Below are 25,064 nucleotides of genomic sequence, written 5' to 3'. Positions count from 1 at the left end.
GCGGCCCTTATCGGAGCAATACGATTGTGAGGTGGCTCGTACTGCAAAAAGCCCGCCGTGATGGGGCAATCTTGTTTGTGTGTTTGATGTAATGTGCGATGAATGCGGACGAGGCCTGGCCGGTCGATCTGATCAGGCGCTTTCTTGATGAGCAACGTCGGGCCAGTTGGCCCCACACCGGAAATGTGCGCTAATCTCTGGCAACATCCGTCGCTTCGGTGCCAGCTATCAACTTCTCATCGACCCGTTCGATTTCTCGCTGGATTTGCGCATACTCCTCCCCGTGCAGAGCAAATAATTCACGAACCAATTTAGGAATGGCCTCGTCGGCGGTGATCCGTTCGAGCAAGGTTCCACGCGGCACATCCCCGTCGCGATAGTAACACCATACGCCGCGCCAAACCCGCGGATGGCGTCGACCAGCCGTACAAATCTGCTGACAGGTGTGCCAACATGGTCGATAGAAGCACCTTTATTTGGAACTCATGGCGGGCAGAGCATGATCGATAGCGAAGACAGCAAAGAACCGGGCGTAAAGGGTACGCAGACGCTGATGCGCGCGCTCGACATTATGGATGAAGTGATTGATGGGCCGATCCGCGCCGCCGATCTTGCCCGCAAGCTGGGGATGAGCAAGACCACCGCGCACCGATTGGTGCAGGCTCTCAAGTCGCGCAATTATCTGGCAGTCACGCGGGATGGTTTTGCCCTCGGCCCCAAATTGCTCCAGTTGGGCGTGTTGGCGACTGAGCAGATTGATTTTGTTCGTATCGCACGGCCATTCATGGAATTATTGTCGGAGCGCAGTGGTTTTTGCGTATTCGTCGGGAAACGCGAAGGGGATTTTTCCCGCCATCTCGATCGCGTGACGGGGACGCAGCGGCTGCGCGTTGCGACGGCGCCGGGCGATCGCCGCCCGATTGCGGAAACGGGGTTGGGCAAGGCATTGTTGCTGGACGAGGACGAAGCGACCTGGGAGCGGCTTTATGTTGCGGCCAAGGGTGGCAAGCCCTCGCGCGGAGCGATCAATGCGTTCATTACCGAAATGCAGCGCCACAAGGCGCGCGGCGAAGTGCTGCATGACAGCGAACTGGGCGATGGCGTCCGTTCGATCGCTACGCCGATCCGCGATGCAAAGGGCAATATCTGCATCGCTATCTCGATCGCCAGCGCCGCCCATTATCTGACCGACGAACTGCGCGCGACATTGGCGCAGCAGGTGATGCGGTCGGCCGAACAGATCAGCACCGCTGTTGGCTATAGCGGCCCGCGCTAAGCGGGTGGCGCTGCCTAAAAACAATAAGGGCGCGATCATCGCAATGATCGCGCCCTTTAGGTTGGGGGAGAGGGTATCTTACATCCGGTAGGTCACGCCGAAGGTGAAGGTGCGACCGATACGGGTTTCGAACAATGTGTCCTGCCGCACGCTGTCAGTGTAGAGGCGGTTCTGTTCATCGGTCAGATTTTGCGCTTCGACAATGAGCTTCAGACGATCGGTAACGGCGAAGGAAGCTGATGCGTCCATGTAGAAGGTCTTGGCATTGCCTACGAGATCGCTGCCCGGTGAAGCGGGGATGCCGCGGATGAACTTGTCGCGGAAATTGCCCGTGGTGCGTATGCTGAACTTCTCATCTTCGTAATAGAGCGTGCCGGATGCCGTGCGCTTCGACAGGCCGACCAGATCGTTGGTGGTCGTCACAGTCGGAACCCCGCCCACGCTGGCGAGGATATAGTCGATCTTGGAGGTCACCTGCGTGTAGTTACCAAGTACACCAAAATTGCTCAGGAACCCGTCGAAGAAGGTGAAGGGGATCTGCGCGTTGAGTTCAAATCCTTTAGCGGCCCGCCCGGCGTGTTGAATGGCTGCGACACGTTGAACAGTTCCGTTGGGGCGGTGTTGCTGTTTTCCAACAGCGCGTCAGGCAAACCCAGTTCATTGAACGGAATCTGAGTGTTCACATTTTGGACGAAGCTTTTGATGTCCTTGTAGAAGAAGGCGGCCGACAGCAATGATCCAGGACGGAAATACCATTCTACTGCAACATCGAACGTGTTGGCGCGGATGGGATCGAGGAAAGGATTATTGACGTTACCAACGCGCGTGATTGGATTGACGCCGCTGGTAGGAGTAAGCAATCCCAGTTCCGGCCGTGCGAGCACCTTTGCGCCAGAAAAGCGGAAGAGCAAATTCGGTACTGGTTCAATCACGATATTGGCCGAGGGCAACCAATCGTCATAATTGTTGGTCGCTGAGCCGAAACGGCCAACCAAATTGGTCGGTGACGTCTGGCCCGCTGGCGGCGCAACCGCGATATAGCCTGACGAGGTCATGTCCGTCTTGACATAGCGGACGCCCACATCGCCACGCACACTGAAACCGATGGCATTTTCAAGATCAAAGTTGGCCATGAGGAAACCGCTCGTCACTTCTTCGCGGACCCGACTGCGGCCACCGCCACATTCAACGCCGCAATAGCGCACGGCATCAAATCCGAAAGTGTCAGCCCATTTATCTGAGTCGATTGCAGCCCAGCTCGCAGGTGCGCCATTACCCCACAATTTATCGACACCGGTGATTGACGTGGTGATGTCGGCCAAGCTGGTGCCGGCAGGCAGCGGGCGCACGACGGTGTCAGCATTGAAAGGCCGCAGGAATGTAGAAATGAAATCGCTGCGCCGATATTGCGCACCCGCCCGAATGGAGAAAGCATCGCTGACTGCCCATTTCAGGTTGGTTTCGGCGGTAAAATTGTCGGTGGTGTTCTTCGAGGGCTTCCCTTGATAGCTAAAGCCTCCCAACACGGTGCCATTCGCCAAGCCAGGCGCATAATTGAAGCTGGCAGGATTATTGATGTCGGCGCCAAAACCGATCACCGGTGTCGTACCGCCATCACGGAAATCGATGGAGAAACCATCGGCATCGATCACATCGATGAAGGTCTGCAGACGCTTCTTGCCATCCCAGATCGAGCGATTGAAGCCGACTAGGGCATCGACAATCAGGCTGTCATTGAGCTCGCGCTTAAAGTTGACGTTGGCCTGTTTGAAAGTCGAAACGAAATTATCGACCAGCCCTTCAGACCGAACATCGACACCGTCGAACACGCCATGAACAAGCGATCCGTTCTGATCGAACTCAATTTCGCGCACCGAGGTCATCGGCTGGCCATTATTCGAAGCGGAACGGGCAAACGACACGCCGGCGATATAATTGTCGCGGCGGGTCACTTCGAAGCGTGAGTAAAGGAAGTCGACGGAAATATCGGTCTGGTCGTCAGGCTGATATTGCAGGGTCAAAGATCCGCCAATCCGCTCCTGCTTCTGTTCGCTGTTCAGATAGCGCGGGAGGCGTGGGAAGAAGGCGCCGCTACCCGGCGTCGCTTCCTGGCCTGACCGCCGCAGGTTCTGGATCGTGTCATAGGCGGCCTGCGTACCCGTCCGCGGATTACCGGTGCTGCAATCGGTCGCTGTCACGCCGCGCGACGCCAATTGCGCGGGGGTCTGACCGGCCGTATTGATCGGCGCGCCAAGCGGGGAGCAGAAGCCACCATTCAGGTTGGCAGGCAAGAGATCGACTGCCGAATAGCCGACCTCGCGCAGGTTACGCTGTTGATAGGCACCCGATGCCAATATGCCAAAGCCGCTGTCGCCAAACTGCTTCGAGATGAGCAGCGAGGCGCGTGGATCGACCTTTTTCGACAGCTCGTTGTAAACGCCGCGTGCCGTCATCGAGAGGACGAAATCGTCCTTCTGGTCGAAGGGCTTGGGCGCGGAGAGGTCAACGGTTGCGCCGAGCGAGCCTTCCTCGACATCGGCCGAGGGCGTCTTGCGCACCGAGAGGGCCGAGAAGATTTCGGTCGGGAAGACGTTGAAGTCAAAGCTGCGGCCATTATTGCCGGCACCATAAATGTCTGAGCCGCCGGTCTGGGCCGTGCCTTCCATGCCGTTGATGCGGACGCGGGTGAAACCGGCACCCAGACCACGGACCGAGATGTTGCGGCCTTCGCCACCATCGCCGCGCGCCAGCGCCACGCCGGGCACGCGCTGCATCGATTCAGCGAGGTTGGAGTCGGGGAATTTGCCGATGTCTTCGGCTACGATCGAGTCGATCGCGGCGGCTTCGCGCCGCTTCATGCCCAGGGCGCTATCAAGCGAAGCGCGGAAGCCTGTAACAACGATGTCGGCAGTTTCCGCTTCAACCGCGGCGGTCTGATCCTGCGCGATGGCTGGAGCCACAACCAGGAGCGTGGTGGCGATCGCGATGGCCGAGCTGCGGCGCGCAAATACGGAACGGGTGTGCAACATGACTTCCTCCCCTTTTGGCTGGTCGTCATCACCCGATGACGCCCTCATTGTCCCACTATGTGAACTACAATTTCATTGTATATCGCGAGTCGTAAAATTGAAAGAAAAATCATCATGTGATTTTACAAACCACATTGTGGGACTAATTACTGCTCCGTTCCACCTTTACGGCATAGATATGGGTTGCCCCTTCCATGTTGGACCGGAACACAAGCCAGCGGCCGTCGGGCGTAAAGGTCGCATTGGGTTCCAGCCGATAGTCATGCGCGCGCAGGTCAACGATCTTCTCAACATCCAAGCGTCCCGGCACGATCAGATCATCGCCGTTGGCGGCACGGATGCCAGCTACGTCCGGAATCGCACGGGGCGTGAAGCGGTAGAGATATTTGCCATCCGGCGCACGGGCCACCATCTCACGGTCGCCGCCGTCGCCTGAAAAGCTCCGGCCGTCCGGCGATGGGCTGTAATGGACCGACCAGTGGTTGCGATCGACCGGCAGCCAGCGGCGCTTGCCCGTCGCCAGCTCATAGCCCGCGAGCCAGAATATTTCGCCGCGCGCGTCTGGAGATCATACCAGATCCATTTTCCATCCGCCGAGAAAAACTCATGGCCAGCGATCTCCATGTTCATCATGCGTTTGTGGACGAGCCGCTTGTCGCTACCATCCGCGCGGACAGTCCAGATGCGGTCGACCTTGTGCCACGGCCCTTCGTGACAATAGAGAATGCGCATCGGGTCAGTCGGCGAAAATTGGACATGGTTGAGCCAGTCCGTCGATGCGACAACCACGCGTCGCGCACCGGTACGGATGTCGATGGTGAAGATTTCCATCGGAATCTTTGCTTCCAGCCGCTGGTTCAGGCGAACCTCTTTGGCATCGGCATAGGAGAGCGGCGTGCCGCCCGTCCCGGTCGCGGCGAAGGCGGTTTCACCTGGCCGATTCCCCTCGCCACCTGGTTGCAACGGCGGCGCGGCCTGCGCCCATTGACCCAGAAGAAGCGTTTCATCGGCATTGATCGAGCCGATCGTGCCGCGATCGATTGACACGATTTTGCGTACTTTGCCGCTGTCGATATCAACACTGTGGATGACTGACCCGGTGTTGCGCGTGACGCTATAATAGGCTGTGCGAGTTTTGCGGCCAGCGAACAGGAGCTTGGCGTGCTTGTTGCGCACCAGCGGGGTCACGCTCCAGTCGGCCAGCGTCACCACGGCGATGCCGCCCGGAGTCGCGATCACCATTTTATCGCCTTGGGGCGTGTAACTGTTCTGGTGGAAATAGAGCGACAGGCTGCCCGCCTCGCGACTGATACGTACAATGCGATGCCTAGTCGTGGCGTCGGTCCATTCCGCCGCCGGCGCGGCCTGCACCATCGGCGCCTAGAGGCAGAGTAGCATCATGCCCCACGCACGCATCAATACCCCCATATCCTGCCCCTTTTTGTTCTACATAGTGATGCATGATCCTTACATATGGATCATATATGGGAAAGAGGAAAAGGCATTGACCGCAACTCAATCCCTAAATATGGATCGTATTGCTAATTAACGGGATTTATATTGGCCTCTGCACGGGCCGATATTCTGGGGGGAGCGCAGCAATCTCGTGGCGCTCCCCCGCTCTTACATTCCTGTCCGGGGGCCATATCATGCCATCCAGCGCTGCCCTCTTCCTGCTACTGACGGCGACCTCCGGTGCGCAGACCATTGACCTCCGAACCGATACTTTGCAGCCTTATCAGGTGGGGAGCCATGGCGTGGAGCCTGGATCCAGCGCTCGGGGCTTCGTCTATTCCATCGCCCTGCCCGAAGGTCGCTATCGCGTGACGCTGCGGCTGGGCGACCGTGCGCAGGCGGGCGATACGACAGTAAAGGCAGAGGCCCGCCGCCTGATGTTGCCCCATATCCGCACGCGCAAGGGCGAACAGGTCAAGCGTCGCTTCCTGGTCGATATCCGCACGCCTGCTCTCCCGCCGCCGCCGCCGACCGCACCGGGCGGCGACCGGGTGCGGATCGACACACGTGATGCGCAGGAATTTACCTGGGACGACAAGCTGACGCTGGAGTTTTTGGGTCAACCCGCAGTCCAGTCGATCCGCGTTGAACCAGTCACCGCACCGGCGATTTTCCTGGCGGGCGATTCGACCGTCACCGACCAATATGCCGAACCGGCGGCAAGCTGGGGGCAGATGCTGCCCGCAATGCTGGACGAGCGCATCGTCGTTGCCAATCATGCCAAGTCAGGCGAGACGCTTAAGTCCTTTCTAACCAGCTTACGCTTCGACAAACTGCTGTCGGCGATGCGGTCGGGCGACTGGCTGTTCATTCAGTTCGGCCATAATGACCAAAAGCAGCAATGGCCGCAAACCCATGTTGCGGCGGACACGACCTACCTCGCCTACCTGCGCGCCTATATCGCCGAAGCGCGGCGGCGTGGCGCGCATCCAGTGCTGGTGACGTCGCCCGAACGGCGAAATTTTGATGCGCACGGCCGTATCGTCGATACGCTGGGCGACTATGCGACGGCGGTGCGGAAGGTCGCGGCGGAAGATGGCGTCCCGCTGATCGACCTGAACGCCGACAGTCGCACAATTTATGAGGCACTTGGCCCCGATGTCGCGCCGACTGCCTTCAACGATGGCGGCAAGGACAAGACCCATCATAATAATTATGGCGCATGGCTGCTGGCCAGCGCGTGGCGCAGCGCATTCGCGATACCATACCGGCGCTTGCCCCGCATGTCACCGCCGACGCCTTTGCCCCTGAAAAGCCACCGACGGCAGCACAAGTCGCGATCGCCCCCAGTCTGATCCATAGCGATCAGCGCCCGGCCGGGAACTGAGATGGACATGACCCGCCGCAACCTGGCGCTGGGACTTGCCTGCCTGCCGCTTGCGACCCTGCCCTTCCCTGCCCACGCCGCGCGCCGCATCGACGTGCGCGACCATGGCGCACGCGGCGACGGTATCGCGATCGACAGCCCGGCGATCAACGCCGCCATCCTTGCCGCCTCGCGTGGGGTCGGCGGCACCGTCATCCTGCCGCGCGGGCGTTACCTGTGCTTCTCGATCCGACTACATAGTCGCGTCACATTGCTTCTGGGCGAAGGCGTAGTGATCGAGGCCGCCGATCCGGCACGCCATGCCGGGCGCTATGATCTGCCTGAAGAAGGCGTCGACCAGCTTTATCAGGATTTCGGCCACAGCCATTGGCGCAACAGCCTGATCTGGGGTGATGATGTATGCGAGGTCGCCATCCTTGGCCCCGGCATGATCCATGGCGCAGGCCTGACCCGCGACGGTCCCGGTGCGCATTGGAAAAAACAGGCAGGCGAGCGACCCTTGTCGATGCGCGCCATGACCGAGGCGCAGATTGCTGATCTGGAACCTGCCGCCGCCGCGATGGCGGGCAAGGGCAACAAAGCAATCGCATTAAAAAATGGCCGCGACATTCGCCTGTCGGGTTTTAGCATAGTGAAGGGCGGCCATTTTGCCATCCTGGCGACCGGCACACAAAAGCTGCGCATCAATGGACTAACGATCGACACCGACCGTGACGGCATCGACCTGGATTGCGTGCGCGACGTGGTGGTGGAGCGCTGCCGGGTCAATTCACCCAATGACGATGCCATTGTGGTCAAGAGCAGCTATGCGCTCGGTAAAGCCATCGCAGCGGAGGACATAATGATCCGCGACTGCGATGTGTCCGGCTATGATATGGGATCGCTGATCGACGGCACGCGCACCACCGTCCAGCAAATAGCACCCGATCAGGATCGCGTCACCGGCCGGATCAAGCTCGGAACCGAGAGTAATGGCGGCTATCGCAATATCCGTATCGAGGATTGCCGCTTCACCCGCTGCCGGGGGCTGGCGCTGGAGACGGTTGATGGCGGGGTGATGGAGCATATCGTCGCGCGGCGGTTGACCATGCGCAACGTGACCACCGCGCCCCTCTTCCTGCGGCTGGGCGATCGGCGGCGCGGGCCGGAGGGGACGGGAATTGGCGCGATCCGCCATATCGAGATCAGCGAAGTGGATGCGCGCGGCATCGACCATCGCTTCCCGGCCACGATTGCGGGCCTGCCCGGCCATCCCATTCGCGACGTGACGGTCCGCGACGTCCATCTGGATTATGCGGGCGGTGGCACATCGCAGGATGCCGCACGGCGGCCCGCCGAACTGGCCGACGCCTATCCTGAGCCGAGCATGTTTGGCGTTCTGCCCGCCTGGGCGCTGTGGGCGCGGCACGCCGAGCGGCTGACGATCGAGCGATTCTCGGCGGAAACGCGCACACCCGACCAGCGTCCGCCCTTACTGTTCGACGATGTGCGGCATCTGACAGTGCGAAACACGCCACTGTGGCGTTGACGAACAATTGGGACGATGTTACCAAATATAGGTCACATGTTCCATAATGTGGTTTATAGGGGAAGAGCCGAGATGTCGATCCACGCCTTCAAAATGCAATTGAAGCCCGGCGGCGTGGACGAATATCGTCGCCGCCATGACGAAATATGGCCCGAACTGTCCGACCTGCTGCGCCGGTCGGGTATCTCCGATTATTCCATCTTTCTGGATGAAGATACACTCAGCCTGTTCGCAGTACTGACGCTGGCGGCGGAGAATCAGCGCGAAACGCTGCCCGATCATCCCGTGATGCAGAAATGGTGGGCCTATATGGCGCCGTTGATGGAGGTCGAACCGGACAATCGACCCAAGGAATGGCCGCTCCCCCTGCTGTTCCACATGGATTGATCCGACCGATGCGCTCCCTAATTGCCGCCCTAATGATCGGCTCCGCCCTGGCGATCCCTGCGATGGCGCAGGTCGCCAAGCCTACCGCCAACCTGTCCGCCCCGGTCAAGAGCTTTGGTCGCGTCTCCTATGATGCGCGCTCAATGATGATCGATGGCGAGCGCAAGATCATCTGGGGCGGGGAATTTCACCCCTTCCGCCTGCCCTCGCCCGACCTGTGGCGCGACATATTGCAGAAGATGAAGGCGAGCGGATTCAACACCGTCGCCCTCTATTTCGACTGGGGCTATCATAGCCCGAAACAGGGCGTGTACGACTTTACCGGCATCCGCGACCTCGACCGGCTGCTCACCATGGCGGAAGAGGAAGGTCTCTACGTCATCACGCGCGCAGGGCCTTATGTGAATGCCGAACTGTCGCGCGGCGGCTTTCCCGGCTGGCTGGTCAACCAGCGCGCGCGTGCGCGCACTGACGACCCGGATTATCTCAAGGCCGTCGATGAATGGCTCAGCCAAATCAACCCGATCATCGCGCGGCACCAGATCAATGTGGACAAGCAGCGCAAGGGCGGCGTCATCCTGCACCAGATCGAAAACGAACTGGCGCTGACGACGCCCGCACAGCGGCGCTATATGGATCACCTCTATGCCAAGGCGCGGGCAGACGGCATCACCGTGCCGATCTTCCACAATGATCAGGGCCGCAATGGCTATTGGACGCCCGAATCCTCGACGGTCGAGAAGGTCGTCACCGGCCCCAACGACATGTATGCGTTCGATGGCTATCCCGGCGGCACCTGCACCGTCACGGGTCAGCCACCCGCGATGTCGCAGCGCCTGATTGGGGCTATTATGGCACGGGCGGGGCCAAGGGCGGCGCGTCGGCTTCCCCCGATACGCCGGGATTTGCGGCCGAGTTCGGCGGCGGCTGGTTCGACTATTGGGGGTCGAACGGCGGCTATGACTGCAACGCGATCCAGCGCGGCAAGCGGTTCCAGCGGGTCTTCTATGGCACGAACCTCGCCAACGGCATCGGCATCCAGAGCTTTTACATGACCTATGGCGGCACCAGCTGGGGCTGGTTGCCTGGCCCGGTGGTGTTCACCAGCTATGATTATGGCGCGGCGATTTCAGAACCCCGTGCGCTGCGCGAAAAGGCGCGGGAGATGAAGCAGTTGGGCGGCCTGATCGCGTCCGTCCCCGATCTGGCGGGCATGACCCCGGCCGGGCCGGTCGAGATCACATCGCCCAATATCCAGATTTATCATAATAAAAGCCCGGAGACTGACGCCCGTTTCCTGATGGTGACGCACAAGCCGTCCAACGGGCAGACGAACGACAGCTTCACTTTCACCGCCGAGCTGCCCGATGGCCGTTATACCGTGCCGATGCGCCTCAACGGCTTTGACGCGAAATGGCTGGTGGCGGGCGTGACGCTGGGCGGGCAGCGGCTGGTCTATTCCACGTCGGAACTGCAATCGGCGCAGCGGCAGGACAAGGGCGACCTGATGCTGCTCTACGGCCGCGCCGGGGAGCCGGGCGAAACCGTGCTGCGCTATAACGCCGCGCCGACTGTGACGGTGATCGAGGGGGAAGCCACCAGCCGCTTCGACACGGCGAAGGGCGATTTGAAACTCAGCTACAGCCATCAGGGTCGCGCCATCGTGCGGATCGAGGGTGGCGGGCGACCGCCGTTGACGGTGATCCTGGGCGACGAAGCCGAAGCCGTCCGCTATTGGCGGCAGGGCGACATGTTGATCCGTGGCCCGGAACTGGTGCGCCATGCGACGGTGAAAGGCGGCACGCTGGCCCTAACCGGAGACACCGCGACGCAAAGCCCGCTCGAAGTCTGGGGGCCGGGCACGATCCGCAGCGTGACCTGGAACGGCACGAAGATCGCCACCCGCGCCACGCCATCGGGCAGTCTTGCGGCATCGCAGCCGCTCGCCGGTCCTGCCGACTTTGCGCTCCCTGCACTTACCGACTGGCGCATGGCCAAGGGATCGCCCGAAGCAGACCCAGCCTTCGACGACAGCGGCTGGCAGCTGATCGACAATCGATCATCGGCCAGCATAACCGCCCGCCCCGATGGCCAGCCCAATATGAGTATGGATGCCTATGGCTTCCATGACGGCGATGTCTGGTATCGCGGTCGCTTTACCGGAACGTCCGACGCAAAGGCGCTCTCGCTCTATTATGGCGCGGGCGGCTCTGGCCTCGTCCAGGCCTGGGTCGACGGGCAATTTATCGGCGAGGCAGAAACGCCGGGCGGCCTGCCGCGGCCGATCACCACCGGCACGGCCCGCTTTGCTTTGCCCACCAATGCGCAGAGCGGCGAGCATATCCTGTCCGTCATGGTCCGCAACAATGGCCATAATTGGGATCTGGACAGCGATGATTTCCACAAGGAGGCACGCGGGCTGATTTCCGCGTCGCTGGAAGGTGGCCCAAGCGGACGCAGCTTTGCCGTGCCGATCGCCTGGAAGATTCAGGGCAAGCGGGGCGGCGAGACGCTGGCCGATCCGACACGCGGTCCGGCCAATAATGGCGGCCTCTATGGCGAGCGCATGGGATGGCATCTGCCCGGCTTCGATGACAAGCGCTGGGCGAGGGCCACTGTTCCTGCCGCGCAGGGAGAAGCAGGAACCAGTTGGTATCGCACCAGCTTCGACCTGGCCGTGCCCAAGGGGCAGGACGCGACCATCGCGCTCAGCTTCGGCGATGCGACCAAGCCGCGATCGCCGGTTCGCTATCGCGTGCTGATGTTCGTCAATGGCTGGAATATGGGGCAATTCATCGCCCATGTCGGGCCGCAACGCACCTTCCCCATCCCCGAAGGCATATTGAATCACCGGGGCAAGAACCATGTCGCGCTGGCCGTCACATCCGATGGCCAGCCGGGCGACGCGCTCGAAGCCGTGCGCCTCGTCACCCTTCATTCCGTGAAAGGCGGTCTGCCAGTGCAGATGGTTACCGCGCCAAACGCACCTTCAGACCTCAAGGAGTAACACTAAGTGGCCGCACTCAATCATGATGTCCCGCGGAACCAGGTGGTCGATGCCATCGACCGGCTGATGGACAATCTCGTCAATATCAAAGACGAGACCGGCGAGTTCCTTCTGCATCTGGATGATGGCCGCATCATCGACACCAAGGGCTGGGCCGGATGGGAATGGACCCATGGCATCGGCCTATTCGGTATGTGGCGCTATTATGAGCAGACCGGCGACCAAAAGGCGTTGGGTATCATTAAACAATGGTTCGAGGATCGCTTTGCCGAAGGCACGCCGACCAAGAATATCAATACGATGGCGCCCTTCATCACGCTTGCCTATCTGTACGAGCATGAGCCGGACCCGCGTTACATCCCCTATCTCGACACTTGGGCCGAATGGCTAATGGCGGATGATGGCCTGCCCAAGACGGAAGAGGGCGGCTTTCAGCATATCGTTTATAATGACGAAAATCCGGGTGAGATGTGGGACGACACGCTGATGATGTCGGTGCTGCCGCTGGCCAAGATCGGCCTGTTGCTGAACCGCCCCGCCTATGTCGAGGAAGCCAAGCGCCAGTTCCTCCTCCACATCAAATATCTGTTCGATACCAAGACAGGCCTGTGGTTCCATGGCTGGGATTTCAATGGCCGTCATAATTTTGCAGAGGCGCTGTGGGCGCGCGGCAATTGCTGGGTGACGATCGCGATCCCTGAAATTATCGAAATCCTCGACCTGGCCGAAGGCGATTCGTTCCGCACCTTCCTGATCGACACGCTGGCTGCGCAGGTGAAGACGCTGGCGCAAACGCAGGACGCCGATACCGGCCTGTGGCACACGCTGATCGTCGATCCGACCAGCTATCTGGAAGCCTCCGCCACGGCCGGCTTCGCCTATGGCGTCCTCAAGGCGGTGCGAAAGGGCTATCTGCCGCGCCACTATGAGGCCGTCGGCATCAAGGCGGTGCGCGGCGTGCTGGCCAATATCGACGCGGCGGGCGAATTGCAGCAGGTGAGCTTTGGCACCGCGATGGGCGACACCCAGCAATTCTACAAGGATATCGCGCTGACCTCCATGCCCTATGGCCAGAGTCTGGCAATCTGCGCGCTGGGCGAATTTCTGCGCAGCTATATCTGACAAAGCGAACGGCGAGAGGGCGGGAAATGGAAGGACCGATCGACCGCCAATGTTCGCCCAGGGGTGCCGCCAGCGTTGCGACGCTGGCGGCATTTCGCGCATCGCGATGATAGCGCGCTTTCTTTTCCTGCTCGCGCTGCTCAGTGTCACGCCGATGGCAGCGGCACGGGATTGGGTGCGGGCGTCTCCGCGTACTGGTGATCTCACGCTGGCGGCGCAGGGCCGCGTCGCGCCTGGTCGTCACCGATCCTGCCGACCATGATGTCGTCGCCATCGCCGCTGCCAACCTGCGCCGCGACCTTGCCACCGTCACACAAGCAACGCCCGGCGGCGACACGCAGATCTGGATCGGCACACTGGGCAGAAATGCCGCGATCGACCGGTTGATCGCTGACCGCCGCATCGCCGCCGGCACGTTGAAGGGTGCCTGGGAAAGTTTCCTGATCACCAGCGTCGACAAGCCCCGCCCCGGCGTCGCTCGCGCCCTGGTGATTATCGGGTCGGATCGGCGCGGGACGGCTTATGGTGCCTATGAACTGTCGCGCGCAATTGGCGTTTCGCCCTGGTACTGGTGGGCCGATGTCACGCCCCGGCATCAGGCCAACCTCCATGTCGCCAAAGGCTTGCGCCGCTTCGGCCCGCCTTCGGTCAAATATCGCGGTATCTTCTTCAATGACGAAGATTGGGGGCTAGTCCCCTGGGCTGCCACGACCCATGCGCCGCAGGAAAAGCCACTTGGTCCCAAGACCTACGCCAAGGTCTTCGAACTGATGCTACGGCTGAAGGCCAATCTCCTCTGGCCTGCCATGCACAAGGTGACACAGCCCTTCAACGCGGATCCTGCCAACGCCGCGTTGGCGGAACGCTACGCCATCGTCATGGGGTCGAGCCATGCCGAACCCATGCTGCGCAATAATGTCGGCGAATGGACCGCACCGCCGGATGATTTCGACTATGTGAAGAATGCGGACGGTGTGCAGCGTTACTGGGCTGATCGCGTCGCCACCAATGCAGGCTATGAGAGCATATGGACGCTCGGCATGCGCGGCATTCACGACAGTGGCATGGTCGGCCCATCCACCATCGCGGATCGCCGCGCCACGTTGGAGCGCATCATCACCGACCAGCGTGGCATGCTGGATCGTGCAGGCATAGCCAACGCACCACAAGTCTTTACCCCTTATGAGGAAGTGCTCGACATCTACCGCGCGGGGCTCAAGGTGCCCGATGATGTCACGCTGATGTGGCCCGACGATAATTTCGGCTATATCCGCCATTTTCCAGATAAGGCGGAGCGCGCGCGGTCGGGTGGTTCGGCTATTTATTACCATCTCTCCTATCTTGGCGCGCCGCTCTCCTATCTCTGGCTCTCCACGACGCCGCCCGCGCTGATCCGCGAGGAAATGGGCCGAGCCTTCGACAGGGGCGCGCGTCAAATGTGGGTTGCCAATGTGGGTGACTTGAAGCCCGCCGAGTTGGCCACGGAATATTTCCTGAGCCTCGCCTGGGACATAGAGGCCACCCGCGGCCAGACGATCGAACATTTCGTCAAAGGCTGGGCGGCGGAGAATATCGACGCGGCGCAGGCCCGGCCGGTCGCCGACATATGGCGTGCCTATCACCGCCTGAATTTCGATCGCCGCCCTGAACATCTGCAATGGTATCGACCTGGTGAAAAGGCGCAACAAAGCCCGTTGTCGATCGCGAAAGCGGACGACCGGCTCGCCGAATTCGCCGCCATGGAACAGGCAGCCACCGCGCTGGAACCGCATGTCGCCGCCGATCGCCGCGACGCTCTGTTCGAATTGCTGACCTATCCGGTCGCCGCATCCGCCGCCGCTAATCGCCGCTTCTTTGCGGCCGAAGCGCATGACCGGCTGCGAGACAGCAACCTGGCTGAAGCGATCCGACGCGGCATGATCGCCCATGCGGCCGATGCGACCCTGCGCGGGTTGACACAGCGGTATAATCAGGAGATTGCCGACGGCAAATGGCGCGGCATGATGGCGGTGGAACCGGCTGACGGCCAGTGGCGCAGCTATCGCCTGATCCCGCCGATCCTGCCCGCGCCTGACGTCTCAGCCTCACCTACATCCGCGCCGACGATGGCGCCAGCCGTAACCAATCCCGTGCTCACGCCACGGCAATTCGCGCTCCGCACAGGCTGGCGGTTGGGCGACGGCCTCGGACGGCATGACGCTGTCCTTGTGCCCACTGGTCAGATCGGCACTGTCAGTGCGACCTTCACGCTCCCCGCCGGGCAATGGCGCGCTTTTGTCGATGTGCTGCCAACCTATGCCGACCGGGATGGCGATCCATTGCGCATGACCATCGCCATCGACGGGACCGCGCGTCGGCTGGAAGCCCCGCGCCAGACGGGCGACCGCGACTGGGCAAAGGCTGTACTCGACAATCGCATCGCGCTTGCCGTGCCGGTTGATCTCCCAGCAGGCGCGCATCGCATCACCTTGCAGTCCGCCGGTCCGGGCGTGATGATCGAGGCCGTCCGTTTTACGCCGGTTCCAGCGACAGATGGCTTGCATTAATCTCAGATAGCGTGATAGAAGTTCACTATATGGTATTAAACCAAGTGCCAGCATGAAAGACTGTGGCACGATCCAAGGCTGAGGATAGACAAGCAGTGCTGCCAGAAACCCGCCCCGTCCGCCTGCGCAATTATCTCGCTTATGGATCGAACGATGTGCTGGGCGCAGGGTCGATGGCGGTCATTTCCGGCTGGGTGCTAATCTTCTACACGCAGTTTTGCGGGCTGTCCGCTGGACAGGCAGCGACGATTTTCGCGGTAGCCCGCATCCTCGATGCCGTTGCTTCACCGATGATCGGCTATATTTCCGACCATTTCGGCAGCACCCGGCTTGGCCAGCGTTTCGGTCGCCGACGCTTCTTTATCCTCGCCGCGATCCCGCTATTGCCAAGCTTCGCGCTGATGTGGCTGCCGGGCCAGACATTCTGGTATTATCTTATCAGCTATGTGCTGTTCGAACTCGTTTATGCGATGGAGATCATCCCGTTCGAGACATTGGCCGCCGAAATGTCGAGCGACTATAAGACCAAGGCGAAAWTTTGCGGGCGCGCGCATCCTGTTCGGACAGGCGTCGGCCATATTGGCGGGCTTCCTGCCGCTCTGGCTGATCACGACGCTGGGCCGCGATAGTGCCGACACGTTTTTCTATATGGGCATCATTTTCGCCGCGCTCTTCATGCTGACGGCCGGGCTGCTGTATCTGTTCAGTTGGGAACGGCATATGCCGGGCGGGGTTGCGCTGACGCAGGCCGCGCCGACGGCTGGCATGGGGCAGGCGTTCAAGGCGCTGTATCGCAACCTTTTTTCCACCATGCGTATTCGGGCGTTCCGGCTGCATCTGGGCATGTATTTGGGTGGCTATATTAGTCAGGACATTTTCAACGCGGCCTTCACTTTCTTCGTCATCTTTGCGCTGACGGGGTCGATGGCGATCGCATCGGGGCTGCTCGGCACCATGTATATCGTCCAGTTCGTGGCGGTCATTATCGCGATCAACCTGGCGCTGCGGGCGTCGCCGTCGCGCGCCTATCAGATTGCGGCGGCCAGCTTCGCGGCGGGTGCGCTGACACTCATTGGCTTGTGGGTTTTGGGCATCGCAGCGAGCAGCCCGATGATCTGGCTGCCTATCATCTTGGCGGGCCTCGGCCGTGGTGCGCTCAACTATATTCCCTGGGCGACCTATAATTATATGGCGGACGTGGACGAGATCGTCACCGGCCAGCGGCGCGAAGGCAGCTTTGCCGGCGTCATGACCTTCGTGCGCAAGGCGACACAGGCCGCGGCCGTGGCGGGCGTGGGGTTCATCATGCAGGCAGGTGGTTTCGTTTCCGGTGCGCCCGTGCAAAGCTATGACGCCATCCTGACGATCGCCTTGCTATTGGGTATCGGCACGGTGGGAATGCTGGGCTTCGGTATCCTCGTATCCACCCGCTTCCGCCTCAGCCCCGCGACCCATGATGTCCTGATGACCGAGATTGAGCATCTGCGGGGCGGCGGGCGGACCCCGACGAGCCCAGACGCGGGCCGGATCGTCGAGGATCTGTCGGGCTGGCGCTATGACCAGCTATGGGGCAGAAACCCGGTCGCCCGCTGACAAAGGATCGATCATGCGCCCTCTCCTGCTTCTTGCCGCCTTAGCCCTGACAGCCACGCCCGTCGAGGCGCAGCATTGGTCGCGCAGTTGGATGGCCGCGCCACTGGCTTGGAGCGCACCGGCCGATAAGCGCCCGGACCTGACTGACCGCACGGTGCGGCAGGTCGTTCGCCTGTCCAATGGCGGCGCGCGCATCCGCCTGCGCTTGTCCAACGAAATGGCGGTTGCGCCGCTGACGATCGGGGCGGTCCATGTCGCGCTGGCCGGGGAGGATGGCGCGATTTTGCCGGGCACGGACCGCGTCGTCGCGTTCAACCGCGTGCAGGGGGCGACGCTTTCCCCGCGCGCGCCGTTGCTGAGCGATCCGATCGACTTGCCGGTTAAGCCACTCACCCGGCTGACGATCAGCATCCACTTGCCGCAGGGCGCAGCCACTCCAACGGTCCACGCTTATGCCGCCGCCACCAACTGGATCGCGCCGGGCGACCAGACCGCCGCGATCAGCCTGACCGGGGCGACGACCATCGGGCCGCGCCTCATCCTGTCCGCCGTGGAAGTAGAAACCGCCCGGCCTGCCCCCACCATCGTCACGCTGGGGGATTCCATAACCGACGGCGTGCGCGCGACCAATGACAGCAACCGGCGCTGGCCTGACCTGCTCGCCGAACGATTCCAGAAGGCTGAACGAAAAAACGTCGCGATCGCCAATGCGGGGATCAGCGCCAACCGCCTCTTGTCCGAAGGCGAAGGCTATAATGCGCTCGCGCGCTTCGATAGCGATGTGCTGGCGGTGCCGGGCGTCAGTCATGTGGTGATATTGGAAGGGGTCAATGATATCGGCGCGGCGAAGGCGCAGAAAAGCCCTTTGCCGAGCGCTGATGACCTGATCGGTGCCTATCGCCAGATGATCGCGCGCGCGCAGGGCAATGGGGTCAAGGTCATCCTCGCCACCATCCTGCCCTATAAGGGCGCTGGCTATTGGAGCGAAGAGGGCGACGCTGTCCGTGTCGCCGTCAACGACTGGATCCGCACGACCGACGAAGCCGATGGTATGGTCGATCTCGCCAAGGCGATCGCCGACCCCGCCGATCCGGCGCGGATGGCGAAGCCTATGATGTGGGCGACGCGCTGCACCCTAATGATGCGGGGTTTGCGGCGATGGCGGCTGCGTTCGATCTGCGCCTGTTTCGATGATCGCTGCGCTGCTCCTGCTCGCGGCCGCCAGCGGGCCGATTGCGCCCAAGCCGCTCTATCGCGACCCCATCCATGATGGCGCGGCCGACGCCTCGACCGTCTATGACCGGGCCAGCGGCGAATGGGTAATGTTCTACACCAACCGTCGCGCCGATCTGCCGATGGATGATGCCAAGGACGTTCGCTGGGTGCATGGCACCGCCATCGGCACCGCCCGGTCGAAGGATGGCGCGCATTGGCGCTATAGCGGCACGGCTGCCATCCCGCAAAGCTGCACCGGCGAGACGCTCTGGGCACCCGAAGTCCAGTTTCTCGACGGACAATGGCATATGTGGCTGACCGTCGTGCCGGGGGTCTTTCGCGACTGGAGCGCGCCGCGCTTCATCGTCCACCTGACCAGTCCCGACTTAGCGACATGGAAATGCGGCGAGCGGCTTGACCTTGGTTCTGACCGGGTGATCGATGCGAGCGTCATAGCGCTGCCTGACGGGGGCTATCGTCTCTTCTTCAACGATGAACGCGAGAATAAGGCAATCCGTACGGCGGACAGCAAAGATCTGGTCCACTGGACGGTTGGTAAGCGCCTGACCGACACGCCGGGCGAAGGCCCCAAGACGTTTCGCTGGAGGGGGCGTTGGTGGCTGATCTCCGACGCGTGGAAAGGGTTGCTGGTCATGCGGTCCGACGACGCGGAAGCATGGACGAGGCAGGAGGGCCATATCCTTGGCGTCCCCGGCATCCATTCCACCGATCGCGCCAAGGGCCAGCACCCCGATATCATCGTGGCGGGGGAGCGGGCCTATATCCTCTATTTCGTCCATCAGGATGGCGAGGATGAAGCGCGCGCCAATCCCGACTGGAAACGCCGCAGCGTCCTCCAGATCGCGGAACTGGTCGAACGCGACGGGTTTATTTCGGTCGATCGTAACGCGCCGGTGCCGGTCACGCTGAAACCCTGATTGTAGGTTACAGAAAGCCGACCTGCCGCAGCCAGGCTTCGCATAGCGTTGGCCAGATCGACACCGGCATGTCCGCCGTGTCCAGCGCAAAGCCGTGCGGAGCATCGGCAAAGATATGGAGTTCGGCCGATCCCCCGGCGGCGCGCAATGCTGCATGCAGGCGGTGGGCATTCTCGACAGGGACGACCGGATCATTGCCGGCATAGACGATGAAGGTCGGCGGTGGGTCGGGCAGCAGTTGGGCGTCGGGCTGCAGTACATCGTAGAGCGCCTGTTTTTCAACCGGCGGCAATGGCGGTTTATCGGCGACGACCGTTCGGCCCTTTGCATTGGTCGAGATGGGAGCATAGCCGATAACCAGGAGATCGGGCAGCTGCGGAGCGGCTTTGCCCCAGGCCGCCGGATAGTCGGCGACGAGGCAGGTAGCGAGATGACCGCCCGACGACAGGCCCACGACACCCAACCCTTGCTCTGCATGCCCACTGGCGCGGGCAAGCGCCATTGCCGCATGCGCGTCGTCGAGCGGGGCGGATGGGCCGCTTTGCGCATTGGGAAAACGATGGATCAGCAAGAAGACATAATAGCCCAGTTGGTTGAGCCAACGTGCGACCTGGACGCCTTCGCGCCCCGCCATCAGCGCGACATAGCCGCCCCCGCCCAGCACCAGCATCGCCCGGCCATTGGGGCGATCGGGCGCATAGCCGAGCAGGACGGGGCGTTCGACTGCTGTGACCACGGCTTTCTCCGGCGGCGCGGCGTCATCTTCCAGCATGAATCTACCCGTCGCTGCGGCATGCAGCGGCCAGACCTGATCAGCACCCAGCATCTTGCGCTCCCATCGGGCAGCCATGGGTGGGATAGGCTTCCCCATCCAGTTCCACCGCTTCGCGCAACACCTCGACCCGATCGCCGGTGTCGCGCATTTCGTAGAATTTGGCCAAGGCGCGCTTGAAGGGGCGATGCACGACCATCATCAGCCGCCCATCGAACGCACGAAAGAGCATGCCATGCCCGCTGTCCCGCTCGACCAGAGGTCCCAATTGTTCCCAAGGGCCAGTCACCGTGCCGGAGGTCGAGCGGGCCAGCGCTTGTACATAGCCGTCCTTGCCATAGCTCGACCATAGCATGAGTAATGCGCCCTTGGCCGTGCTGAACAGTTCGGGGCCGTCGGTGACGTGGACGATGTCGCCTTCGGGCTGTTTTTGCCCTACCACCCAATCAGCCTCGTCGGCGCGGAACAGCAGTTGCGGCGGTCCGGCCGCAGACAGGTCATCCTTTAGCGGCATCGCCTCGATCGTGCCCGCGCCGACTTGCATCCATTCATGGGCATAGACGAGCCAAGGCTTACCCGCCGCATCGACATGCAGCGTACCATCGAGCGTCATATCATCAGCAGGGGCGATCGGATCGCCGCCGCACATCAAGGTGAAGGGACCGTCGAGCCGGTCGGATACCGCCAGCAAGGTGGTGCGTCGGTAGGTCGGACGCGGTCCCTTTGCCTGGATGACGGCAGCTTCGTTATGGAACGTCGCCAGTAGATACCAGCGCCCCTTCCATTGATGCACTTCGGGTGCCCAGGCACCGTCGTTGGCCCATGTCCCATCGGGGAGGGTGAAGACGATGCGCGGCTTTTCCCAATGCGCAAGATCGCGGCTGACATAAGCCATGATACCCAGCCGTTTGTCGCCGGTGACGGCGGGATCATTGCGGCTGAACAGCCAATAAGTCTGGCTGTCGGTATCCGCGACCACCCACGGGTCATGGATACGCAGGTGCGATGTCAGCAGCGGCGCTTGCGCCGCCAGTGGGGCCGCGAACGCCAACAGCAATAGGGCGAACAGGCTCCGCATCAGCCCGCCATCCGGTTGCCATAGCCGATGATGAGCGTGGCGAGGACCAGCAGGCCCACGCCGCTCCACACCATGCGACGAACGGCGGGGGCGGCGTCTTTCCACTCGCGAAAGGCAAAGCCCCAGCAGGTGCCGAAGATGATGATCGACGCCATGTGCAGCGTCCAGCTGGAAAAGCCGAAGCGACCCATCTGGCTTTCGCCCATGGTGTAGAAGAAGAACTGGAAATACCAGGCCGTCCCCGCTAGCGCGCAGAGCAGGACATTGGGCAGTAGCGCCGCGCGCTTGCCATCTGCGTCGGGTGCGCCGAGCCACTGGCCCGCAGACTTGTTTTTCACAATCAGCCACCCGCACCAGACGGCGTTGGTGATGAGGCCACCGAACATGACGATGCACAGCGTCGGCAGGCCAGTCCAGAGCGGTCCTGTCCCAGCAGCCGCCGACAGCGCCTTGACTGGTTCGCCCGCCGCAAGGCCAAAGGCGAAGCAGGAGGACATGATGCCGGAGAATATGGCGACGGCGATACCCTTCTTGAAGTCGAACTCGGCAACGGCGGCGGCCTTTTGTTCAGGCGAGAGCGCCGCATCCTTGCGCGCGCCGGCCATGGCGACGACGATGATGCCCAGCACGGTCACGGCCAGCCCCAGCAGCACGATCTGCCCATGCAGCGTGCCTGCGATCTCCGTCATGAAGCTGCCATCGACGATCGGCGGGATCAGCGTGCCGAACACAGTGCAAAGGCCCAGTACCACCGCCATGCCGAGCGAAAGGCCAAGATAGCGCATGGTGAGGCCATAGGTCAGCCCGCCAAAGCCCCATAGGAAGCCGAAGAACATGCACCAGCCCACGACCGAGCCCGGCACCTGCGCCATCACGCCCATCAGGTCGTTGGTCTGGATGGAGGCGAAGAACCAGGGCGCGATGACCCAGGAAAAGATACCGCCGGTCAGCCAGAAAATCTCCCAATTCCAGCGCTTCACCCCGCGATAGGGGACATAGAAGCTGGCCGAGGCAAGACCGCCCAGCCAATGGAACAAGACGCCGAGAAGAGGATTGCCGATCATATATCAAGTCCCAGGCGATAGAGGCGATTGGCGTTGCCGCCGAACAGGGCGCGGCGGTCGGCTTCGGGCAAATCCGCGACGATGGCGTGATAGGCCTCCATATAGCGGTCGATTGGGCCAAACAGCTTGTCGGTCGGCGTGTCGCTGGCGAACATGCAGCGATCGACACCGAACAGGTCGATCGTTTCGCGGACAAAGGGCGCGATCGTCTCGCGGCTCCAGTCGCGACGGATGAAGCCCATGCCCGACAGCTTGACGGAGACATGGGGTAGCGCTGCGAGCGCCTGCATGCCCAGCCGCCAATCGCCAACGCCGTCCGCGTCGGTCAGCACCGGCATGCGAGATGGTTGATGATGACGGGAATGTCGGGGTGGCGCTCGATCAGTGGGACAAGTCCCGGCATCTGCCCCGGATAGCATTGCAGGTCGAAGGACAGCTTGTGTTTTGCCAGCAAGCCATAGCCCGCCTGCCATCGCGGATCGATGGTCAGGTCGTTGGGCGTGTAACTGCGCCGAGGGTCGGGGTGCCAGTTGACGATATGGCGGATGCCCTTGACGCGGCTGTAAGCGGCTTGCGCGGACAATAGTGCATTGACGTGCGGGCCGTTGAGCGCGGCGAAGGCGACGATGCCCGTGGGCAGCCCCTCGATCGCAGCAAGGCCATCGAGCCATTGGGTTTCCCGCAGCGCGCTGTCTGCCGCCGCGCCCGCATCGACATGCACGGCGCCAATGACATTCCAGCGTGCGAGGTCTGCGCGATATTCCGCGATGCCATAATCATGCGCGATCGGTTCGACGCTGCCGTTCGGCCCATCCTCGGCGAAGGGCGGGCTGAGCCAGTCGTAGCGGATATGCGCCAGATCCCATAAATGGATATGCGCATCGACAAAGGGGATCATGGCCGTCCTCTCCTTATCCCATCTCTCCGTTCGCCCTGAACTTGTCGAAGGGCCTTACTTCTTCAGAAGAAGGCTTCGACAGGCTCAGCCCGAACGGCACTGGAGGCTTGTTCCAACGCGGCGCGCTGGCTCTTGGCTGGCCAGTCGCGCCGCGCGACTTGTGTCAGAAAGTGGTGCGACCGCCCGACGTGTCGAAGGTCGATGCGGTGGTGAAGCTACATTCCTCGCTGGCCATGAAGCAGACCATGGCAGCGGACTCGCTGACTTCGCCCAAGCGCCCCATCGGGATTTTGGAGCGCATATAATCGACCTGGCTTTGGGGCAGTTGTGCGAGAATGGGGCTTTCGAAGGTGGCGGGGGTCAGGGCATTGGCGATCACGCCCTTACCGGCCAGTTCCTTGCCCAGGCTCTTGGTCAGCCCGATCACGCCCGCCTTGCTTGCGGAATAAGCGCTGGCATTGGGATTGCCTTCCTTGCCAGCAACCGAGGCCAAGTTGACGATGCGGCCATAGCCATTTTGGAGCATGAACGGCACCACTGCGCGGTTGCAGTAAAAGAGGCCGTTCAGGTTGATGTCGATCACGCTGCGCCAGCTGTCGAGCGGATAGTCCCATAGGGTCGCGGTCGCGCCGGTGATGCCCGCGGAGCAAACCAGCACGTCGACTTTGCCCAGTGCTTCCGCGCTGGACTTGGCTGCCGCCTCCACTGCCGCCTGATCAGAGACGTCGAGCGCGACCACATGGGTCGCGCCGATCTCCGCTTTGGTTTCCGCCAGCGCATCGGCGTTCACGTCCCACAAGGCAACCTTACCGCCTTCGGCCACGATCCGCGCGGCGACCTGTTTGCCCAGGCCCGACGCGCCGCCGGTGACGATGGCGCAGCGTCCTTCATAACGACCAGCAAAGACGCTCATCCGAGCACCTCGTCGCCCAGATGCCGCCATTCGACGACATTCTGCGTCTGGGTGCCCAGCTTGGCGATGCCCAGTTCCATCACGTCACCGGCCTTCAGGAAGATGGCAGTCGGCTTCTTACCTTCGCCAACGCCGGGCGGTGTGCCGGTGATCATCAGGTCGCCGGGATAGAGCGTGATATATTCGCTGACATAAGAGATGAGCTGCGCGACGGTGAAGATCATTGTGCGGGTGTTGCCGGTCTGCATCCGGTCGCCATTGACGTTGAGATACATGTCGAGATCCTGGCAATCGCCCACCTCGTCGGGCGTCACCAGCCAAGGGCCGGTCGGGCAGAAAGTGTCATGCCCCTTGCCCTTGCTCCACTGGGTGCCGCGCTGCTTCTGGTTGAAGCGTTCCGACACGTCGTTGACGAGGGTGTAACCCGCCACCTTTGACAGCGCATCCTCTTCGCTCACGAAGCGGCAGGTTTGCCCGATGATGACGCCCAGCTCGACTTCCCAGTCGCCATGGGTCGCGCCCTTGGGCAGCATTACTTCATCGTTTGGCCCATTGAGCGACGACAAAGCCTTCATGAACATCATTGGTTCGGTCGGGATCGGCAGGTTGGATTCGATCGCATGATCCTCATAATTGAGGCCGATGGCGACGATCTTGCCCACGCCCTTCAACGGCACGCCATAGCGCGGCGTCCCCTCGACGATCGGCAGCGACGCGATGTCAGCGGCCTTGGCGGCGGCCAGCGTCTCAATCGTCAGCTCGGTGACCACGCCCGACAAGTCGCGGATATTGCCATCGGCATCGACGATACCGGGCTTTTCCTGGCCACGCGGGCCAAAACGGCAGAATTTCATGG

Annotated in this window: 17 protein-coding genes and 5 pseudogenes; 12 read left to right on the top strand and 10 right to left on the bottom strand. The window is 61.7% G+C overall.

Annotated features, from left to right (window positions below; genetic code table 11):
- Positions 1-131: 131 nt before the first annotated feature.
- Positions 132-423 (bottom strand): annotated as a pseudogene (locus BF95_RS29220) (IS110 family transposase); the annotation flags it as partial.
- A gap of 76 nt (positions 424-499) precedes the next feature.
- Between BF95_RS29220 and BF95_RS12990 the strand changes: the two are divergent.
- A complete protein-coding gene (locus BF95_RS12990; protein WP_043151817.1) occupies positions 500-1,276 on the top strand; it encodes an IclR family transcriptional regulator in 777 nt (258 codons plus the stop codon).
- A 78-nt stretch (positions 1,277-1,354) separates the two neighbouring features.
- Here the strand turns inward: BF95_RS12990 and BF95_RS30360 are convergent, their stop codons facing one another.
- The 3 genes and pseudogenes from BF95_RS30360 to BF95_RS12980 all read right to left on the bottom strand — a co-directional run bounded on the left by BF95_RS30360 (position 1,355) and on the right by BF95_RS12980 (position 5,679).
- On the bottom strand, positions 1,355-1,750 hold the full coding sequence (locus tag BF95_RS30360; RefSeq protein WP_327195461.1) for a hypothetical protein: 396 nt from the start codon (positions 1,748-1,750) through the stop codon (positions 1,355-1,357).
- A gap of 32 nt (positions 1,751-1,782) precedes the next feature.
- Positions 1,783-4,305 carry a TonB-dependent receptor gene (locus BF95_RS12985; protein ID WP_268747171.1) on the bottom strand — a complete coding sequence of 841 codons (2,523 nt, stop codon included), beginning with the start codon at positions 4,303-4,305 and terminating at the stop codon, positions 1,783-1,785.
- A gap of 142 nt (positions 4,306-4,447) precedes the next feature.
- Positions 4,448-5,679: pseudogene (locus BF95_RS12980) on the bottom strand (oligogalacturonate lyase family protein).
- Between the two features lie 275 nt (positions 5,680-5,954).
- Here BF95_RS12980 and BF95_RS12975 point away from each other — a divergent pair.
- From BF95_RS12975 to BF95_RS12935, 11 genes and pseudogenes are all read left to right on the top strand, one after another.
- Positions 5,955-7,115, top strand: coding sequence for a rhamnogalacturonan acetylesterase (locus tag BF95_RS12975; protein WP_443018366.1), 1,161 nt, complete (start codon positions 5,955-5,957; stop codon positions 7,113-7,115).
- A gap of 39 nt (positions 7,116-7,154) precedes the next feature.
- Positions 7,155-8,675, top strand: coding sequence for a rhamnogalacturonidase (locus BF95_RS12970; protein WP_043151838.1), 1,521 nt, complete (start codon positions 7,155-7,157; stop codon positions 8,673-8,675).
- Between the two features lie 72 nt (positions 8,676-8,747).
- The gene (locus tag BF95_RS12965) at positions 8,748-9,062 is read left to right on the top strand and encodes an L-rhamnose mutarotase (RefSeq protein WP_043151816.1); all 315 of its coding nucleotides are present in this window, start codon (positions 8,748-8,750) and stop codon (positions 9,060-9,062) included.
- Positions 8,972-10,117, top strand: a complete 1,146-nt coding sequence (locus tag BF95_RS29215; RefSeq protein WP_327195458.1) for a beta-galactosidase — start codon at positions 8,972-8,974, stop codon at positions 10,115-10,117. The genes BF95_RS12965 and BF95_RS29215 overlap by 91 nt, the downstream gene beginning before the upstream one ends.
- Positions 10,000-10,737 (top strand): annotated as a pseudogene (locus BF95_RS30355) (beta-galactosidase); the annotation flags it as partial. The gene BF95_RS29215 and the pseudogene BF95_RS30355, both read left to right, overlap by 118 nt.
- A 75-nt stretch (positions 10,738-10,812) precedes the next feature.
- On the top strand, positions 10,813-12,069 hold the full coding sequence (locus tag BF95_RS29210) for a beta galactosidase jelly roll domain-containing protein (RefSeq protein WP_268747172.1): 1,257 nt from the start codon (positions 10,813-10,815) through the stop codon (positions 12,067-12,069).
- Positions 12,070-12,075: 6 nt separating this feature from the next.
- A complete protein-coding gene (gene bglB, locus BF95_RS12955; RefSeq protein ID WP_043151815.1) occupies positions 12,076-13,191 on the top strand; it encodes a beta-galactosidase BglB in 1,116 nt (371 codons plus the stop codon).
- Positions 13,192-13,388: 197 nt separating this feature from the next.
- Complete coding sequence (locus BF95_RS12950; protein WP_235209739.1) at positions 13,389-15,737, top strand: glycosyl hydrolase 115 family protein; 2,349 nt, start codon at positions 13,389-13,391, stop codon at positions 15,735-15,737.
- Between the two features lie 95 nt (positions 15,738-15,832).
- Positions 15,833-17,330 (top strand): annotated as a pseudogene (locus BF95_RS12945) (MFS transporter).
- 13 nt (positions 17,331-17,343) lie between these two features.
- Positions 17,344-18,600, top strand: coding sequence for an SGNH/GDSL hydrolase family protein (locus BF95_RS12940; protein ID WP_235209736.1), 1,257 nt, complete (start codon positions 17,344-17,346; stop codon positions 18,598-18,600).
- A complete protein-coding gene (locus BF95_RS12935; protein WP_043151814.1) occupies positions 18,521-19,483 on the top strand; it encodes a family 43 glycosylhydrolase in 963 nt (320 codons plus the stop codon). Before BF95_RS12940 ends, BF95_RS12935 begins: the two co-directional genes overlap by 80 nt.
- Positions 19,484-19,490: 7 nt before the next feature.
- On the opposite strand, the gene BF95_RS12930 is transcribed toward BF95_RS12935, so the two are convergent.
- The 6 genes and pseudogenes from BF95_RS12930 to BF95_RS12905 all read right to left on the bottom strand — a co-directional run bounded on the left by BF95_RS12930 (position 19,491) and on the right by BF95_RS12905 (position 25,062).
- Positions 19,491-20,309, bottom strand: a complete 819-nt coding sequence (locus BF95_RS12930) for an alpha/beta hydrolase (protein ID WP_043151812.1) — start codon at positions 20,307-20,309, stop codon at positions 19,491-19,493.
- Positions 20,296-21,333 carry a glycoside hydrolase family 43 protein gene (locus BF95_RS12925; protein WP_043151811.1) on the bottom strand — a complete coding sequence of 346 codons (1,038 nt, stop codon included), beginning with the start codon at positions 21,331-21,333 and terminating at the stop codon, positions 20,296-20,298. Before BF95_RS12925 ends, BF95_RS12930 begins: the two co-directional genes overlap by 14 nt.
- Positions 21,333-22,397, bottom strand: a complete 1,065-nt coding sequence (gene rhaT / locus BF95_RS12920) for an L-rhamnose/proton symporter RhaT (RefSeq protein WP_043151810.1) — start codon at positions 22,395-22,397, stop codon at positions 21,333-21,335. Before rhaT ends, BF95_RS12925 begins: the two co-directional genes overlap by 1 nt.
- Positions 22,394-23,295, bottom strand: a pseudogene (locus BF95_RS12915) (amidohydrolase family protein). Before BF95_RS12915 ends, rhaT begins: the two are co-directional and overlap by 4 nt.
- Before the next feature lie 163 nt (positions 23,296-23,458).
- Complete coding sequence (locus BF95_RS12910; protein ID WP_043151809.1) at positions 23,459-24,208, bottom strand: SDR family NAD(P)-dependent oxidoreductase; 750 nt, start codon at positions 24,206-24,208, stop codon at positions 23,459-23,461.
- A complete protein-coding gene (locus tag BF95_RS12905) occupies positions 24,205-25,062 on the bottom strand; it encodes a fumarylacetoacetate hydrolase family protein (RefSeq protein ID WP_043151807.1) in 858 nt (285 codons plus the stop codon). The genes BF95_RS12910 and BF95_RS12905 overlap by 4 nt, the downstream gene beginning before the upstream one ends.
- Between the last annotated feature and the right edge of the window lie 2 nt (positions 25,063-25,064).

Source organism: Sphingobium sp. Ant17 (genome assembly GCF_000588875.1).
Lineage (GTDB): Bacteria > Pseudomonadota > Alphaproteobacteria > Sphingomonadales > Sphingomonadaceae > Sphingobium.
The sequence above is the reverse complement of the archived record's forward strand: the minus strand, read 5'-3'. Positions and strand labels throughout refer to the sequence as shown.